The organism is Glycomyces sp. L485, assembly GCF_022548875.1.
In the GTDB taxonomy this organism is placed as follows: domain Bacteria; phylum Actinomycetota; class Actinomycetes; order Mycobacteriales; family Micromonosporaceae; genus Glycomyces.
In genome coordinates, this window is record NZ_JAKZEW010000004.1 from 1 (window position 1) to 16,457 (window position 16,457).

At 63.2% G+C, this 16,457-nt stretch carries 16 protein-coding genes; 5 read left to right on the forward strand and 11 right to left on the reverse strand.

Annotated features, from left to right (window positions below):
• The first annotated feature begins 88 nt into the window (after positions 1–88).
• Positions 89–379: a hypothetical protein gene (locus L0U85_RS03560; protein ID WP_241376378.1), complete on the forward strand. Its 291-nt coding sequence runs from the start codon at positions 89–91 to the stop codon at positions 377–379.
• Positions 380–874: 495 nt separating this feature from the next.
• Positions 875–1,096, forward strand: a complete 222-nt coding sequence (locus L0U85_RS03565) for a transposase (RefSeq protein WP_241376380.1) — start codon at positions 875–877, stop codon at positions 1,094–1,096.
• A gap of 213 nt (positions 1,097–1,309) precedes the next feature.
• Here L0U85_RS03565 and L0U85_RS03570 read toward each other — a convergent pair whose 3' ends face one another.
• Both L0U85_RS03570 and L0U85_RS03575 read right to left on the reverse strand, forming a co-directional pair.
• On the reverse strand, positions 1,310–1,525 hold the full coding sequence (locus L0U85_RS03570) for a heavy metal-associated domain-containing protein (RefSeq protein WP_241376382.1): 216 nt from the start codon (positions 1,523–1,525) through the stop codon (positions 1,310–1,312).
• Entirely contained in the window at positions 1,522–1,959 is a 438-nt protein-coding gene (locus tag L0U85_RS03575; protein WP_241376383.1) for a nuclear transport factor 2 family protein, read from the reverse strand. The genes L0U85_RS03570 and L0U85_RS03575 overlap by 4 nt, the downstream gene beginning before the upstream one ends.
• An 84-nt stretch (positions 1,960–2,043) precedes the next feature.
• On the opposite strand from L0U85_RS03575, the gene L0U85_RS03580 reads away from it, so the two are divergent.
• Entirely contained in the window at positions 2,044–2,637 is a 594-nt protein-coding gene (locus L0U85_RS03580) for a TetR/AcrR family transcriptional regulator (protein WP_241376384.1), read from the forward strand.
• Between the two features lie 223 nt (positions 2,638–2,860).
• Here L0U85_RS03580 and L0U85_RS03585 read toward each other — a convergent pair whose 3' ends face one another.
• Entirely contained in the window at positions 2,861–3,040 is a 180-nt protein-coding gene (locus tag L0U85_RS03585; RefSeq protein WP_241376385.1) for a hypothetical protein, read from the reverse strand.
• 318 nt (positions 3,041–3,358) lie between these two features.
• Between L0U85_RS03585 and L0U85_RS03590 the strand changes: the two genes are divergently transcribed.
• Positions 3,359–4,381 carry an endonuclease/exonuclease/phosphatase family protein gene (locus L0U85_RS03590; RefSeq protein WP_241376386.1) on the forward strand — a complete coding sequence of 341 codons (1,023 nt, stop codon included), beginning with the start codon at positions 3,359–3,361 and terminating at the stop codon, positions 4,379–4,381.
• Positions 4,382–5,093: 712 nt separating this feature from the next.
• Here L0U85_RS03590 and L0U85_RS03595 read toward each other — a convergent pair.
• The 3 genes from L0U85_RS03595 to L0U85_RS03605 all read right to left on the reverse strand — a co-directional run bounded on the left by L0U85_RS03595 (position 5,094) and on the right by L0U85_RS03605 (position 6,673).
• Positions 5,094–5,576: a hypothetical protein gene (locus tag L0U85_RS03595; protein ID WP_241376387.1), complete on the reverse strand. Its 483-nt coding sequence runs from the start codon at positions 5,574–5,576 to the stop codon at positions 5,094–5,096.
• A 118-nt stretch (positions 5,577–5,694) separates the two neighbouring features.
• Positions 5,695–5,832 (reverse strand): hypothetical protein, encoded by a 138-nt coding sequence (locus L0U85_RS03600; protein WP_241376388.1) that lies wholly within the window; start codon positions 5,830–5,832, stop codon positions 5,695–5,697.
• A 1-nt stretch (position 5,833) separates the two neighbouring features.
• Positions 5,834–6,673, reverse strand: a complete 840-nt coding sequence (locus L0U85_RS03605; RefSeq protein ID WP_241376389.1) for an HNH endonuclease — start codon at positions 6,671–6,673, stop codon at positions 5,834–5,836.
• 341 nt (positions 6,674–7,014) lie between these two features.
• On the opposite strand from L0U85_RS03605, the gene L0U85_RS03610 reads away from it, so the two are divergent.
• Positions 7,015–7,371 (forward strand): hypothetical protein, encoded by a 357-nt coding sequence (locus tag L0U85_RS03610; RefSeq protein ID WP_241376390.1) that lies wholly within the window; start codon positions 7,015–7,017, stop codon positions 7,369–7,371.
• Between the two features lie 227 nt (positions 7,372–7,598).
• On the opposite strand, the gene L0U85_RS03615 is transcribed toward L0U85_RS03610, so the two are convergent.
• The 5 genes from L0U85_RS03615 to L0U85_RS03635 all read right to left on the reverse strand — a co-directional run bounded on the left by L0U85_RS03615 (position 7,599) and on the right by L0U85_RS03635 (position 16,353).
• The gene (locus tag L0U85_RS03615; protein WP_241376391.1) at positions 7,599–8,963 is read right to left on the reverse strand and encodes a DUF4365 domain-containing protein; all 1,365 of its coding nucleotides are present in this window, start codon (positions 8,961–8,963) and stop codon (positions 7,599–7,601) included.
• A 310-nt stretch (positions 8,964–9,273) separates the two neighbouring features.
• Positions 9,274–10,050, reverse strand: a complete 777-nt coding sequence (locus L0U85_RS03620) for a hypothetical protein (RefSeq protein WP_241376392.1) — start codon at positions 10,048–10,050, stop codon at positions 9,274–9,276.
• 194 nt (positions 10,051–10,244) lie between these two features.
• The gene (locus L0U85_RS03625; RefSeq protein WP_241376393.1) at positions 10,245–13,382 is read right to left on the reverse strand and encodes a DEAD/DEAH box helicase family protein; all 3,138 of its coding nucleotides are present in this window, start codon (positions 13,380–13,382) and stop codon (positions 10,245–10,247) included.
• Complete coding sequence (locus tag L0U85_RS03630) at positions 13,382–14,611, reverse strand: hypothetical protein (protein WP_241376394.1); 1,230 nt, start codon at positions 14,609–14,611, stop codon at positions 13,382–13,384. Before L0U85_RS03630 ends, L0U85_RS03625 begins: the two co-directional genes overlap by 1 nt.
• Complete coding sequence (locus L0U85_RS03635) at positions 14,608–16,353, reverse strand: class I SAM-dependent DNA methyltransferase (RefSeq protein WP_241376395.1); 1,746 nt, start codon at positions 16,351–16,353, stop codon at positions 14,608–14,610. The genes L0U85_RS03630 and L0U85_RS03635 overlap by 4 nt, the downstream gene beginning before the upstream one ends.
• Positions 16,354–16,457: the final 104 nt, after the last annotated feature.

Genomic DNA, 16,457 nt, shown 5'->3' on the forward strand with positions numbered 1-16,457 from the left:
TCGCCGCCCTCCTTGAGGCCCGTGGTGCCGGAGCTTCGGCTCCGGCAAGGATCGCAACCGCTTCAGCGTGTGCTCGGTCTTGCCTGTCATGAGGTGGCGCCGGAGCTTCGGTTCCGGCGAGGATCGTAACGGTGTTGAGGCCAAGAAGATCGCCCCGATCCTCCAGTGGCGCTGGAGTTTCAGTCCCGGCGAGAATCGCAACCCCGAGGCGACGGACTTCAGCGCCGTATGGTGGTGGGTGGTGCCGGAGCTTCGGCTTCGGCGAGGATCGCAACGGGCCGAGCGGGTCGTAGTCGGCGTCATCGGGCTGTGGCGCCGGAGCTTCGGCTCCGGCGAGGATTGCAACGACGATGAGTACGAGTTCGCGACGCTCGGCTGATGTCGCGCCGAGGCTTTGGCCTCGGCAAGGTTCGCAACGGCGGCAAGGCGTGGATCGTCTACACTGCCGCCACGTGTCGCCGGGGCTTCGGTCCCGGCGAGGATCGCAACCAGCGCGACCAGGGCCTTAACGTCGACGGCCTGCTCGTGGCGCCCGGGCTTCTGCCCGGGCGAGGATCACAACTGCCCGCTGCCTCAGGACCGTAAGGCCGAACAGTGGTGGCGCCGGAGCTTCGGCTCCGGCGAGGATCGCAACGGGAGGACGTAGCCGTCGAGCACCTCGCGATAGAGTTGCGCCGAGGCTTCGGCCTCGGCGAGGATCGCAACGACTGCCTCGAGATGCAACCGTGCGTCAAGGGCCCGTGACACCGGAGCGCACCGGAGCCGGTCAGGGCCCTCGGCGGTGAAGTCGCGCTCGACGAGATCGGAGCCTCCCCCCTTCATGGGGACACCCTGATCGCTGGGTCGGTAGGCTCGGTTTCGAGGAGAGATCAAGGTGCCAAAGAAATACTCCGATGAGTTCAAAGCCGACGCGGTCGCGGTGTACCTGGAGCATCCGGGTGCGCCGTATAAAGAGATCGCCGCTGACCTGGAATTGAACTCTGAGACACTGCGCGGCTGGGTGCAGGCGTCCAGGAAGGCGCCGGTCACAGGAGGCAGCCTCATACGAAGAATAGTGCCGCAGATTCGAGACCACCGTGCCGCAGCGGCTTTCTGACAAGAGCCACAGGTTCGATTCCCGCAAGGTCCACACCACCGGTCCCCTCACGGGGCCCATGTGACCGCTTGTGATCGCCTGTGACCGGCACTGCCGGTCACAGGCGATCTTGCTTCGCGGCTACTGTTTGCGCTCAGCTCAATGCCCGCGGCGGGTTCGATTGCCTTGATGTCTGCTCGTGCGCGCTGAAGCCGATCCTCGTCTCCATGGAACCTAATGCTCCTGTCCGGTCAGCTCATAGCCCGCTTCGTCGACCGCGGCGCGCACGTCCGCGAGGGCCAGCTCCCTGTCGCTGGTGACTATGACCTTGTCGTTTGTCAGGTCCACGTTTACGGCAGTGACCCCTTCGATCCGTTCGATCTCCTCGGTTACGAACGACGCGCAGTGCCCGCAGGTCATGCCTGCGACTCCATAACGATGCTCGATCATGACGCCTCCGACTCGTTCGCCGCCTGCCCTGAGGCGAACTCATCGGCATCGGTGTCCACATTGCGTGTGAGCATGTGCCCCTCGAACATCCGTCCATCCGGTGTGAATCGCCCGAAGAAGTGGACCTCGATGACGAGATCCCGGCCCCGAACCGAGACGTAGAGCGTGTAGCGGGCAGCGATCCGATCGCCGTCCACCACGGCCTCGTGGACCTCGACGCGGCTGGTAGCTCGATTCTTTCGGATCGGCCGGACGTGCGCGATCAGGTCGTCGCGGCCCATGCGCTGCCCGTCAGCCATCAGGCTGATGTCGTTGGCGTAGTAGTGGTCGACGATCTGGCCGGCGTCCTCGTCGCTACGCAGTATCTCCTCATTGAAGGAGGTGAGGTAGTCGACCATGAACTTCGTCGGGTCGGTGGTGTCGAGCGTGCTCATCGGGCTCCCTCGGTAAGGCGCATCCATCATCTCTTACAATGTGTAAGATATGTCGACGCCATCAACTTTGTCAAGGTGTAAGAAATGAATGCTGCCGCAGGATCCAACCGACGTGCCGACGCTCACCGGAGCAGGGCAGCGATCCTGGACGCCGCCGTCCGAGTACTCAACGTCGATCCCGACGCGGGCCTCGGGACGGTCGCGAGCGCTGCGGGCCTGACCCGCCAGACCGTCTACGCCCACTTCGCTACGCGGGATCGACTGCTGTTGGCCGTCACCGACCGGCTCGCCGAGGAGACCGTCGCCGCCATGGACGCCGCCGATGACGACGCGGGATCCGCCGCCGACGCCCTCGTCCGCGTGCTCGACGCCGCAGTCCAAGTGGCCCATCGGTATTCGGTCCTACTGGCGAAGATCAGCTCGATATCGATCTCTTCGGAAGATGACCATGAGAGGCATACTGAGCTCCACGACCGGATCAGGAACGTGATCGAGCGCGGGCAGCTCAACGGGGAATTCGACGCCGGTTCATCCGCCGACTGGCTGGCCACGGCCACGATCGCACTCGCCCACGCAGCCGGAGCGGAGGAGAACGCGGGCCGCATGTCTGCCTCCGCCGCACAGGAGGCGTTCCGAACCAGCCTGCTCCGGATGCTCACCGCTGGTCCGAACCGATGACGTCTCATCGGTGTCAATACTGCCCGCTGGTGCTCGGTTCCCGATCATCCGCTTGCCTGTTCCCGATCCCGGTTTCCAGGGTGCTTTGCGGGTACGAACGGCACGGCGGACGAGGTGCGGTGATCATGCCGATCGGGGTATACCAGCACGTCACGAAGCATGAGGATGTCTGATCCTGGCCCGCCTCCGTTGTGGCACTGGATGCAGACCAGCTGAGCCCGACTCAGGCCGGCCTGGTTCGAAGCGGTACTCCTGACTTGCGCGCGATCAGCCGCTTGACACTGCGGTCGCTGATGTCATACTGGACCGCGAGGACCTTCTGCTCCACACCCTCGCTGTAGGCGATCACGATCGCCTCGCGCTGTTCCAGAGTGAGCCGCCGATTGAGCGGGCGCGGCGGCACTGGAGGTGCATCCTCGAGGACAGGATCGCAGTCGAGACGCGGCTCCCATGAGGGGCCCGAGCCCAAGATCCAGGGCTCGGCAGGCTCAGCGAGGCGATCCAGCGAGGCATCTACCTGCGGTGATGGGTTCGCATAAGCATGCAGTACCTCCACGCTCAGCCAGCTCAGGGGGACCAGTCTTGCCAGTACCGAATGTGAAGCCGTTGCCAGTGGTCGGGCCCCGCGCGGCGAGCCCCGGGCAACGGCATAACTCAGTATCGTCAGGCCAGGGCCCGGTCCGCTTGTGGGCCCTGTCGCCGACCGGAGGGGCTCGCTGGCATGGGGTCGACTTATCGTCTCGCGTGGTGGAACGTGGAGAACCTGTTCGACGAGGAAGACTCGCCCCGGCGCAGCGACAAGCTCAAGCGCGCCCTCGGCAAGTCGATCCAGGGCTGGACTCCCGAGCTGCGGGACCGCAAGATCGCCCAACTCGCTACGGTGATCGCACAGATGCACGAGGGGGCCGGCCCGGACCTGTTGGGGGTGTGCGAGGTCGAGAACGAGTTCGTCCTCACCGCCCTGGCCGAAGCGATCAACGACCTCCTGCCTGGCCGCGACTACCGTCTCGCGCATGCCGACACGGTCGACCGGCGCGGCATCGACATCGCCTTCCTCTACGACCCGGCCCTGTTCACCGTGACCGAGGGGCAGATCTTCCAGCACGTGGTTATGCGCCGCACCGGCACCCGCGAACTCCTCCAGGTCAACTTCGACACCGCTGACGGTCTGACCTGGGCGGTCTTCGGCAACCACTGGCCGTCCAGGTCCGGCGGCCAGTTCGAGTCGGCCCCGTACCGGGCCGTCGCCGCAGAGACCCTCGCCTACTTCCACCAACGAGTCCTCGAGGTCCACGGCCCTGACACCCCCGTGCTGGCGATGGGCGATTTCAATGACGAGCCCCACGACCGGTCGCTGACCCAGCATGCGCTTTCGACCCGCCAGAGGACCAAGGTCCTGGCCGCCACCACCGCGCCCCGACTGTGGAACCTCACCTGGCCCCTGGCTGGCGGCCACGACGGCGCCGACGAGAACGGCGACCAGATTCCGGCCGGGACGTTCTACTTCAACAACTACGCCAACGTGCTCGACCAGTTCCTGGCCGGCAAGAACATGATCGGCCAGGACTCACCCCTAAGAGCCGAGCCGGGCAGCGTCCGCATCGTCCGCGAACCGGCCGGCCTGGTCGCTCCCGGCAAATACCCGGCACCGGTACCCTTCGGCGGCATGGGCAAACCGGTCAACACCGACGGCTACTCCGACCACTACCCCATCACTATGCACGTCCACCAAGCCAGCGCCTGACGGCCGCACCTGGACCGAGTAACAGCTTCAAACAGCCCAGGCGACCGCAGCGGCAGCGCTCGAGCTCACACGAGACGTTCCACAGTTCCTCGCGGTGGGGTACGACAAGCACTCCACACCCTGCTCCATGAGCAGGACCCGGATTTCGCCGGACTACAGCGGGTCCGCGACCGTTTCCTCTGGGTTTACGCTCGCTTCGCCCGAAACTACGAGCTATGTAGTAGAACCGCCCGCGGCATGGGACGCCTGACACCGGCATGAGGGCCGGAATCCTCGGAAGCTCAGGACCAAAGAGCGTTGGTCTTCCAAACCAATGACGCGAGTTCGATTCTCGCCGCCCGCTCAACCCCACTACCTGGGAAAACGCCCCCGGTTCCGATCACACGATCGAACCGGGGGCGTTTGGGTAGTCAGGGTAGTCAAGCAGGTAATCGGCGACCATGTGCCACCAACGGCGACCGATGGCAAGATTTCGAGGCTGGTTCCAGGTGGAAACCGAAACGGTGTCTATGTGGACAGACATGGGACTCCCCCCGACAACCGGCCTGGAAACCAACGCCCTCGGAGCCAAGCAGCCCTCAGGTCGCCAATTTACGAATGACGGCGGTCCCCGAGAGTCCCGCCAGGTTGGGGACACGCGCTGCTTCGGCCAGGGCGATATTCAACGCCCCCGAGGCCGAGGGCTCGATCAATGTATCTTTGGTCGGCTCCTCTACTGTGCGCGAAAGCGGCCCTTTCGTTCCTCCGCCGCGGCAAGGTGTGCCTCGTATGCAGCCTCATCAGTCACTGGGAGGTAGCACCGCAACGTCGATTCTGCGCGGTGGCTCTCATCTCCCTTGGCATCATCGGCCCACCTGCTGAACAGGTCTGCGGCTTCCTTCGCGACGCTGTAGGACGGCATGAGCCAGAATCCGAGCGGACCGGCGAGCCAGTCACACTGCGCGTTGAACACGAGCTTGGAGCTCATATCATCCCACTCGTTCCAGTCCAGCTCATCGAGCGCCAGCGTGGATGGCATCTCCTTATCAAAGTACATCCCGTCCCATGCGAGACAGATGCCGGTGCGTCCCTCCATGACCCCGAAACCGTAACCGTTCCCTTGCGTGAACAGGACCAGGGCAAGCCGGTGGCTGGCCTCCCGGTTGAGTTTCTCGTGGAGCAATGGGACAGACGGATGAGTGAAATGCACAGACATGACTCGACCATACAGAGCACGCTGCCCTGATGTCTCGCTGTCCTCCCAAACGCAGGATGGCCCCGCCCGATTTCGGGCAGGGCCAGGCATCAGCGCGCTCTCGTCAGGCTCCGCGCGCTCAGAACAGTCGATCGGTCTGAGGCCGCACGTCGCCCCAGGCACGCAGCTTCGCCTGTTCAACCTTGCCCTCGAACAGGAAGAACAACGCCGCTTGCATGTTCGTGTCCTGGTGCTGCCGTGCCTCGATCACCCGCAACTCAGCGGCTGTTCGCCCCCATGCTGTCGATCCACAAGATGCGGTCACTCGCCCGATCGCTGCCGACCAGGTATCCCCCGACCGGCCACGACACCAGCAGCGCCCCACCGAGCGAGACCGCGTACTGGGGCTCCTCCCCTGCCACCCGCACCCGCTCCAGCCCGATCCGCCCGGCCTCGATCGAGCCGGGACGGCGGGCTATCCACCAGTCGAAGTCGATTCCCCGCAACGAAAGCGGCTCGGACTTTTGGGTGTCGCGTGCGGCTCGCAGCGCCGCCCGGACCGCTTCGGCTTCCCTTGTGAACGGCACCCGACGCGCCAGCAGGCAAGCTCCCAGGTAGGCGCTCTTAAGCGCCGCGGCGAACACCCGCGCGCGATCGGGCAGCCCAAAGGTCAAGGTGATATCGCCGCCATGGTCAAGGATGTCGCGTACTGCCGAATCGTGCTTGCCAGCGAGGGCGAACACCGGTTCCCCGTCGCTGGTCTGACGCCGGTAGAGGTTCCCGGCCACACGGGGACCGCGCACGGGGCCCAACGTCGACTCCAGCCGGGCCCGGACGAGGGTGTCGTTCCACCAATGCTCGAGTTCGGGCTCGGTGCGCCCTCCGGCTTTGTTGTTGCAGTCGTCGCAGGTGCGGGTCATGACCGTCCCGCCGATGTTCTCAGGCGGGACGTGTTCATCGGTTCCCGGCACGACTGCAAGGCACAGCGGGCAGTGAGCGAAATCGAATCGCGAGGCGATCGCGACCGTATCAATCTGGCAGTCAACCTCACCCTCGCGCTGCATCCGCCCGATCGACATCGCCTGCCCGTTCGGGCCGACCAGGCGCGTCGAATACAAGGGAATGTGGGTCTGCCCAGGTCCTCCGCCGTAGACCGAGTCGATCGTCCATGGTGGCCGTCCTGACTCCCGGCGTGACTGCCGCCGTTGCTTCCTGCTCATCGGCCGAGTATGCGCTTCGGTGCCGACACTGGGAGCGCGCGCTTACATGTAGTAGGCGTATCGGCCCTGGGGTTGGGTTTTCGAGTTGAGGTGTCGGAGGATGTTGCTGACTTGGTCTGCGGTGCTTAGGGTGATCGGGCGCCGCCCGTCGAGTTGAGTTTGGTTCCAGTTCATCTTTGTGAGGGCGAGCAGTTCCGCTGCGAGCTGGGTGGGACTAGATTCGGCTTCGACCACGCGGAATGAAATTGCCTGCGGGATGTACATGCCCCGCGGGCCTTGAGTACGGCTCTGAAATCCTCAGCACGGTCGGGAGCAGCGGCCCGCTTCCAGGGCTTATCGGGATCTGGACCGAGGTTGCCTCGCTCACTGAGTTCATCGGGGCGGGCAACGATGACCACGTCGCACAGTGGCTCCTCATCGAGAACACCGAGCTCGCGCACATAGAGGTCGACGGCTGCCATGGTCGCATCGTGTGCGGAGAGATCCTTGAGTCGCTCGAGGTCGCGGTTTCGGAGTTCGCGCTCGAGCCTGGGGTCCCAGATGAGGTGCGAGCGGAAGCTTTCCTCCGGATTGAAGCCGGGGAACGGGACGAATAGGCGGCCCAGTCTGCTGTTCTTGGCCTCGATCGGTTCACGGCATCGCTCGAGCCATCCCTTCAGCCCGTCGATGGCCGCCCGGGTTCCTATTATGCCGACTCGGAGGTTCCGCAAGGCCGGATTGGAGAGGTCTGCGGGTCCGTAGTCTCGGAGGCCGTGGCGCGGGTCGATGTGTCGTCCGCCGCTGCTGAATTCGAGACTTGGTTCCTCGAGGATTGTGAGTTGCATCAGGCCGCCTTGAAGAGCGGCGGTTGGTTCGCATCGCCAGGCTCGGCCTTGGTGCCGCTTGGCTTCCTGTTCCCCGAACTGGCGGTCCCTGGGCTAGAGTCAGAGACTTCCGGCTTCCATCCCTCATCGTCGATTCCCTGGTCGGCATGGAATGCCACGAGCGGCCCATATCGAAGGATTGGGTCGCGGACTTCGAACACGTTGCTGGTGTCACTGAGGATCTGTGCCCACATCTGTGTCTGCCCGCGGACAGCAAGGTTCTTCTCTCGTTGCTTGATACCGGTGAGGTACTCGGCGATGAACAGTGAGTCTGCGAACCCGTTGCGTGTGTAGTGGACGGTGGGGATCAGAGCACAGTGCCATGTTCCCTCAATGTCCAGGAACTGCCAGCCGAGTCCGGCATGCCAGTAATAACTGACTTGGTCGGGTTCGGCTTTTTTCATCATTGGCCTGAACACCTGCCGGGCGTATCCGGTCGCGCTCCGGATCTTCCTGGGTTTGAGATCGGTTGTCGGCCGCCAGTACACGATCTTCCGGCCCGGATGCCATCTGCAATCCTTGGCCAGGTCGGATCGGAGGGCGTAATTGAGTAGTTCGACGAGCCATCGCTGCTTGTCTGCTTCCGCTGAACCGACCCATTCCCTTGGGTCGAGTTGATCTACTGGGCCCTTCACGTGTGGTTGCAGTGCTGACTCTTCGAAAGGGCGCCACGCGTAGAGGCGGTGACCACGGATGATGAAGTCACCACGTGGCTTGTACCTCTCGCCGGGGCTGTGGAGCCGGCGCAGAAGCTCGGGCCGGTCCTGCACATCGGTCTTGGCGTGGTAGATCGTCTCGGGAAGAGTGACCGGCACTAGATTACTGACGAGGGTTTCGGGAAGTTGCTGCGGCACGGGGACGTGCGCGTATCCGTGAGGGTCGGCAAGATCAAGCAGACGCGCTTCGGCTCTGGGTTCGAGTTTCTGCGTGCGCTTGTTGAAGATTACTTTGCGGCTCCTGCGCCGCTCCGGATCGGCGAACCAGGGCTGGAGGTGCATCCACCATGCCTCGCCCGTATTCGGATGCGAGCAGATCAGCAGGACCGGGTCTTGTGCTTGCATCCAGTAGTCGATGTCAGCAGCATCGCAGATGAAATAGAATGAAATGTCGGATTCGCCAGGGAACGACTGATTCTTCGCCTTGCTTTGAACGAGGATGAACCTGTTGGCAACTTCGCCGGTAGCCGAGTTTCGCAGTTCGATCTCGCCATCGATGCCCGCATCGGTTTGCCGTTCGTGCCAGATGAACCCGATCTCATTGACGAGCCGGTGGATCAAGGCGATGCCACCGTCGCCGATCTGGTCGCTGCGGCTGATCTTCTTCATCCCAAACCCCTTCCCGAAAAGCATCGAACGCCAGTGATAGTCGACTCTTAGCCGAACCAGTCTTGCGTTCGACCTACCACGCTACGCGACGGGCCTGACACTTGGGCGCCCTGACGTTCGCGGCTGGGACCTCAACGTTCACGAGATCGGATGAACCGGGCGGCGCGAAGATTCGGCTCCCCAAAACCACGGCCATCGGGTCACGCGAGCAGAACGGCGTGGATCTTCGAGAACGATCTCGACGGGAAGGTCCACGTAGACAGAGAACATCGAGTGCTTGCGTTCGGCATCCGCACAAGCGGTTGGCCGTCTACGCGGTCTCGTTAGACGACAACAATCGATCGACTGCGTTGGCAAGTTCGTGGTCCCAGTCAGCACCTTGCCACGTTGCGATCTCAACCGGAAAGCCGCCAAGCTTGCTCTTTAGCACCTCTTGAGCCCCTGGTCGCTGAGTATGATCGACAACCACAAGGAGGCCAGCGTATTTGTCAGAGTGGTACATCGACCGAACCTTGTCCCTGATACGCATGACGTCCACCGCCGTAAACGTTCGACCACTTGCCTTGAGTTCAACCGCGAACTCTTGTCCAAGCGAACCGACAAGTACAAAGTCTGGTCCGATATCTGGGTGTTCGCGTCGCACTGGGCGACCAATCCTGTCAAATGCAGTCGCAACGAGCGCCTCGTAGTACAGTCCCTTGAACGCCGGACTCGAATCTAGGCGCGGGTTGAGTGCTCTCACAGTGTCCAGCACAGCTTGCGCTTCGTCAGGTTCGCCCTCGCCGAGCCTGTCTTCAACTAGATCCTTGGCAACTGCGAATTGGCGCCGCGTTACGAAATTTGCCCCGCCTCCAGCGGTTATGCCAGTAAGCGGAGTGTCTTGAAGGCCCATGACGAGTAGAACGATGCCCATCAAGAAAATACCAACCGTGCCAGCCTGATTTCCGGACTCAGCGAGCACTGCCCAGCATCCGATACCAGCAAGCACAACACCGAGGCCGATCGCGGAGAACCGAGCCCAGGGCTGGAGAGAAGCGGGATCAAGTTGGAGCTCGAGCTCCTCAGTCTCGTCATGATTCGGGGGCATGGGTCCACTGTACTGCCCAGCTACGAGTCTCGTGATACCCACTTTCCCGCCCAGGCAAGCGAATACAGGCAATCGAGTCATCTCACCAACGGAGGCTCTGTGGCAACCTTGTGTGAGTCAGATCCATCCCATGAATTATCCGCTGGGTTGGGTAGCGCGGCGGGGGTTCAGCAGCGCTGGCCGACCCGGGCCGTTCACTCGTCCGTCTGCTGGTCGATCGCGGCTTCATAGAAGGCGTCGGCGAGCGCCGCGATGACGGCACTGATGCTGGGTCCGTCGCTGAAGAAGTAGTCGGCCATGGTGTTGTGAGCCTCCTGGTTATCGACGACCGCCTCGGTAACGGCTGCCTGGAAGTCCTGCGATTCCATGAACTGCTTCTTCGAGTTCACCTTGGTCTGGTTGATCAGGTCCGGGTAGGCCAGCAGCCGCTCCACCAGTCCCTGCACAAACTCCCGGACCTGCGATTCGGTGAAGGACTCGGCGCCGAAGAGGTCGTTCATCTTGTCGATGACGACTTGGAGCGCGACGTACTTCGGTTCCTTCCGGGCGCCGGTGCCCGCGGCACCGATCCCCTTCAGCTCGCCGTCGCCGGTCAGCGAGATGTCGACCGCGGCTCGCTTGCTGTGCTTGACGCCGACGAGGGCAACATCGGAGAGGTCGACCTCGGCGGCCCACGAAGTCTCTGCGATGACCTTCTCCAGCAGTCGCAGGAAGATCGACAGCATCTCCATGTACGGGTCGCCGTAGTCGATGATCTGGCTCATGAAGTCGTAGAGCCGGACGTAGGTGGCGATGTCCTTGCGGAACAGGTCGAGGGTGTTGAGCGTGACGGTGTCGTCGGCTTCGATCGCTGCCGCGTAGCGGCGGGCGAACTCGGTTTTGGCCGGGCTAATCGCGGCTGAGAGCGCGTTGTTGCCTTTGCGGGTCACCCACAGTTCGGCGACGTCGCGCACTTGTTCGGGGGTGTAGATCCCGGCCTGGGCGAGCTTGTTGGCCAGGTGGACGACGATGTAGGGGTCGGTCTCGGTCTCCAGGGTGGCGTTGGTGAAGTACGGCTCGAACGCGGCCTGGATGTCGTCGGGCTTGTTTCGGAAGTCGATGACGAATGTCTTGCGCTTGTGCTCCCCGCCGGCGGTGCGGTGGGTGCGGTTGAGCCGCAGGAGTGTCTGCACGGCAGTGACGCCGGAGAGCTTCTTGTCGATGTACATGGCCGATAGCAGCGGCTGGTCGAACCCGGTCTGGAATTTGTTGGCGACCAGCATGATCGTGTACGTCGTGCCTTTGAAGGCGGCGGCCAGGTCCGATCCGGCACCGGGGTTCAGGTTGGCCTCGGTGAACTCGTCGTCCTTGGCCGGCTGGGGCCCCCAGTCTGTGGCCCACTCCTCGTCCTCGTCCATGTTCACCGAGGCGGAGAAGGCGACCAGGGTGCGGTAGTTGTACGAGGAGTCCTGGGCGGCGCGTTTGGCGATGTAGGCGTCGATGGCTTTCTTGTACTTCACCGCCGCCTTGCGCGAGTCGGCCACGACCATCGCCTTCGCCTTGCCCTCAAGTAGATGGGCGACGTTGGCGTGGAAGTGCTCGACGATGATCTGTACTTTCTGGCTGATGTTGGTCGGGTGCAGCTGCACCCACCGCATCAGCCCTTTCCTCGCCGTGGCCTCCTCGACCACCTGGTCGCCGTCGCCGCTGGTGGCCCGGCCGGCGATCTTCAGCGCGGTGTCGTAGGACTGGTAGCCCCTGAGCACGTCGAGGATGTAGCCCTCCTCGATCGCCTGCCGCATCGAGTAGAGGTGGAACTCGACCGGCTTGCCGTCAGGGCCCTTGCGGCCGAACAGCTCCAGGGTCTTGTTCTTCGGTGTCGCGGTGAACGCGAAGTAGGAGATATTCTCCGATTCGGCCCGCTCGGTCATCTCCGAGGCCAAGACTGCCTCGACGTCGACATCACCGCCCTCCTCGATCGCCTCGACTTCCTCGGCGGTCAGCACGGCCTTGAGTTTGGAGGAGATCTGGCCGGACTGTGAGGAGTGCGCCTCGTCGGCGATGACGGCGAACCGCTTGCCCTTCAGGCCCTGGTTGGCCCGGATCTCGTCGAGCGCGAACGGGAAGGTCTGCACCGTCACCGCGATGATCAGCTCCCCGTTCTGCAACGCGGTCGCCAGCAGCCCAGACTTCGACTTCGCCCCTGCCCTGCGGACGTCTTCGGGACTGATCGTGGCCACGATCTTCCCTGACCCGTCGATCTGGCGGATCGCCTCCTGCAGCTGCCCGTCGAGCACGGTGCGATCCACGACCACGATCACCGAGTCGAAGACTTTCTCGTCGTTCACGTGCAGCCGCGCCAGCCGGTGCGCCGTCCAGGCGATGGTGTTCGTCTTTCCCGACCCTGCTGAGTGTTCGATCAGGTAGCGCTGCCCCACCCCTTCCTCGCGCACCGTGGCTACGAGGTTCGTCACCGCCTCCCACTGGTGGAACCGCGGGAAGAGCATGCTGGTACGCCGCACCGACGTCCCGGTCGCGACGTCCCACTCCTCCTTGGTCTCCACGATCATCAGCCGGCCGATGATGCCCAGCCAGGCGTCCTTCTCCCACACCCGCTCCCACAGGTACGCCGTCGCCGACCGCCCATCAGTACCGGGCGGGTTCCCCGCGCCACCGTCGTGGCCGGTGTTGAACGGCAGGAACTGCGTCTTCTCGCCCTCGAGCCGGGTGGTCATCGCGGCCAGGTCGTTGGAGACCGCGAAATGCACCAGCGCCCGGTGCCCGAACGACAGCAGCGGCTCTGGCCGCCCGTTGGTCATCGGGTGCCGGTCCTTGCGGTACTGGCCGATCGCCGTATCAAGCGACTGGGTGAAGTCGGTCTTCAACTCCACAGTCGCTACCGGGAGGCCGTTGACGAAGAAGACCAGGTCGATGCTGCGCTGGTCGGCGGTGGAGAAGTGCACCTGTCGCATCACCCGCACTCGCATCGCCGCATACTGGGCATTCGTGGTCGCGTTCAGGCTGGTCTCGGGGCGGAACTGCGCCATCTTCAACCGGCCACCGCCGATGTACTGCACCCCGTTACGCAGAATGTTCAACGTCCCGCCACCATGTTCGAGAGGCTTGTCGAGCGCCGTAGCCAGCACATCCAGGAACTTCGCCTCCGACCCCGCCGCCCTCAATGCCTTCGCGTACGCCGCCTGCTGGGTCTCTTCCAGCCACGCGAACAGGTCCTCGGGAAACAACGCCCGTTCCCGGTCATAGCCGGTGTCGTCAACCGAGTACAGCCACCCGTGGGCAGCCAGATACTCGCAGATCTCGGATTCGAGAACTACCTCGTGGTGATCGGCCATTACACCGCCTCTCGAACGTCTATCTGCCCCGTCACGGCCGCCGCGATCAACACCGACCGCCGCTCGCGGGCGAGTTCGATGAACTTCTCAGTCTCAGTTATGAGCGCGTCAATCTTGGCAGTCTGCTCGTCAATGTATGCGGCGATGTGGCGCTGCTCCTCCAACGGCGGATGGTGCATCTCGAATGCACGCAGTTTGGAAAGTGGGAGGTTGTTTGCGAGCCCCTCAGCCCCGCTGATGGCGCGGCGCACCTGGACCTGATACTGGCCCGAGTTGAGGATCCACGCCAAGAACCTGGGGTCCACTAGACGCTTCGGGCGCAGACGGAACAACTTGTCAGAGAGAATCAGCTGATAGTTGAGATGCTCGACGATCGCTGCCGATCCGACGAGATCCGGTGACCCACTCGCTCGGGATACAATGACATCGCCCACCTCCACTGCAATCGCAGGATCGAAACCGAAGTCACTCGGAAGGCGCTTGTGCTCCTCCGGGCGAAAAACCCCGCGATTGACGCATCCCGTCTTCAACACTCCCCAAGCTCCGGGCTCGTCCGCAAGCCCTGCCTCTGCCTGTGGGCTAACACCCTGATCGACCCTAGAAAGCATGTGCTTCAGCGTCGTACGCGTCCACGAACTTGATGGAGCAAGAGCAGCGTCAACCACCGCAGCCCGACGCTCACGGAGCATCTCGACCAGGCGCAGCTGTTCCTCGATAAGCATGTCAGTGTGGGTGGTCTCGCGATCGAGGTACTCGGCGATGGCGCGCTGCTGCGCGGCTGTGGGCAGGGATATCTCGATCGTCTTCATCTCGTCCCAGTACAGGCGCCACTGTGAAGGGCGGATGCCCGTGGAACGGAGGGCGTACTGGTCGATCAGGACGCGCGAGCGCAGCAGCCGGTGCAGGAAGTGGCGGTCATACTCTCCAACAGTCGGCCGAAGTACTTCGTAGTCGGGGCTGACGATGCCCTGGTACTCAGAGATTCCGAGCGAGCCCTGCCAGGCCTTCATCCGATTCACGACGAGGTCACCGGGCAGCACGAGCTGGTAGTTGCTCAGGTTCTCCGGAGTCCGGTTGAAATTGTCAGTGCGGCTATTCTTCGGGATCACGCCGTGGTCACGGTAGACGCTGAGAACAGTCTCGTTTTCGCGGCCGCGAACGGAGACCTGTTCGAACAGCCAGCCAAGTCGGGTAGTCGTCCAGGGCTCAGACGCGACTGTCGCACTCACTTCTCAACCTCCCGCAACAGTTCGAGGATCTTGGCGACCTGCTTCTCCAGGTCGGCGTCGATCTCGGCGAGGGGCCGGGGCGGGATGTACTTATAGAAGAGGCGGGTGAAGGGGATTTCGTAGCCGGTCTTTACCTTGGCCCAGTCGATCCAGGCGTCGGGCACGTGCGGCTTTACCTCGGCGTCGAAGTACGCCTGAATGACTTCGTTCTTGCCGGCCGCACCGGAGGTCGAGCCGCAGTAGGTGAACGGGACGTTCTCGGTATCTCTCTTCTTCGTGTCCGGCTTGGGCTTGCTCTTGCGGTCCACGACCGGCTTGCCGTCCTCGTCGAGGAGGGGGCGCTCGACGGTGATAGTCCAGTAGCCGAACTCGTCGTTGCGCAGCACTTTGGAGTAGTCGGGGTCAGCGTCGGTGAAGTCGGCGTAGAGCTTGACGACCTTGTCACGGTCAGCGTCGCTGATCTCGCGGCCCTTGGAGCCGAGGTTCTTGCGCATCTTGGTCCAGAACGAGGTGCCGTCGATGAGCTGCACCAGGCCCTTGCGGTCGGGACGTTTGGTGTTGTCGAGAATCCAGATGTAGGTGGCAATAGGGGTGTTAAAGAACATGCTGGTCGGCAGCGCCACGATGGCATTGACCAGGTCGTTCTCCAGCAGCCACTTGCGGATGTTAGAGGGGCCGGACTCGGCGGAACCGTTGAACAGTGGCGAGCCGTTCATAACGATCCCGGCTCGGCCGCCACCGTCCTCCGGCGCCCGCATCTTATGTGCCAGGTGGAGCAGAAAGAGCATCTGCCCATCCGAGGTCGAGGGGAGGCCCGGCGTGAAGCGACCGTAAGGGCCGGCCTGTTCCCTCTCGGCCTTGACCGCTTTGGCGTACTGCTTCCAGTCAACGCCGTAGGGCGGGTTGGACATGCAGAAGTCGAACTTGCGGTCCTTGAACGCATCTTCAGTCAGCGTGTTGCCGAAGGCGATGTTGGTCGCGTCGTGCCCCTTGGCCAGCAGGTCGGACTTGCAGATCGCGTACGACTGTGGGTTGTACTCCTGGCCGTACAGGCTCAGCCTGGCGTCGGGGTTGCCCGCGAGCAGGTGCTCTTCGGCCACGGTGAGCATGCCGCCGGTGCCGGCGGTGGGGTCGTACAGCGTGCGGACGATGCCTGCCTCGGTCAGGTCGGCGTCCTTGTCAGCGAACAGCAGATCGACCAGCAGCCGGATCGCATCACGGGGGGTGTAGTGGTCACCAGAGGTCTCGTTCGCGGCCTCGTTGAACTTGCGGATGATGTACTCGAACGCATCGCCCATGTCGGCGTTGGAGACGACGTCCGGATGCAGGTCGACAGCCTTGAACGAGGTGATGACCTCGCGCAGGAGCTCGGCTTTCTCCAGAGCGAGGATCTGTTTCTTGAAGTCGAAGTACTCAAACACGTCGACATCGGGCGAGAACCGGTCGATGTAGTCAGCGAGGTTGTCCGCCAGCCCATCGGCGTCAGCCAGCAGGTTCGCGAAGGAGTAATGCGAGGTGTTGTAGAAGGGCCTGCCGGTCGCTTTCTTGACCTCGATCTTGAGCCGGTTGGGGTTGTCGTACTTCGCCGCCAGCGCGCGTACCGTCTCACGGTCGGGCTCGAGGATGCAGTCGAGGCGTCGCAGGATCGTGAGCGGGAGGATCACGTTGCCGTACTGGTTGGGGCGGTAAGGGCCCCGAAGTTTGTCGGCAATCGACCAGATGAAACTACCGAGGGCGCTCACAATGCTCCTAACAAGGATCACTCGACGACAGAAACTGGGCCTCCAGTGCAAGCCTATGCGCGCCATCCAAACCGGTGCCGGCGCACAGCCCGCGGCAGCAGGTG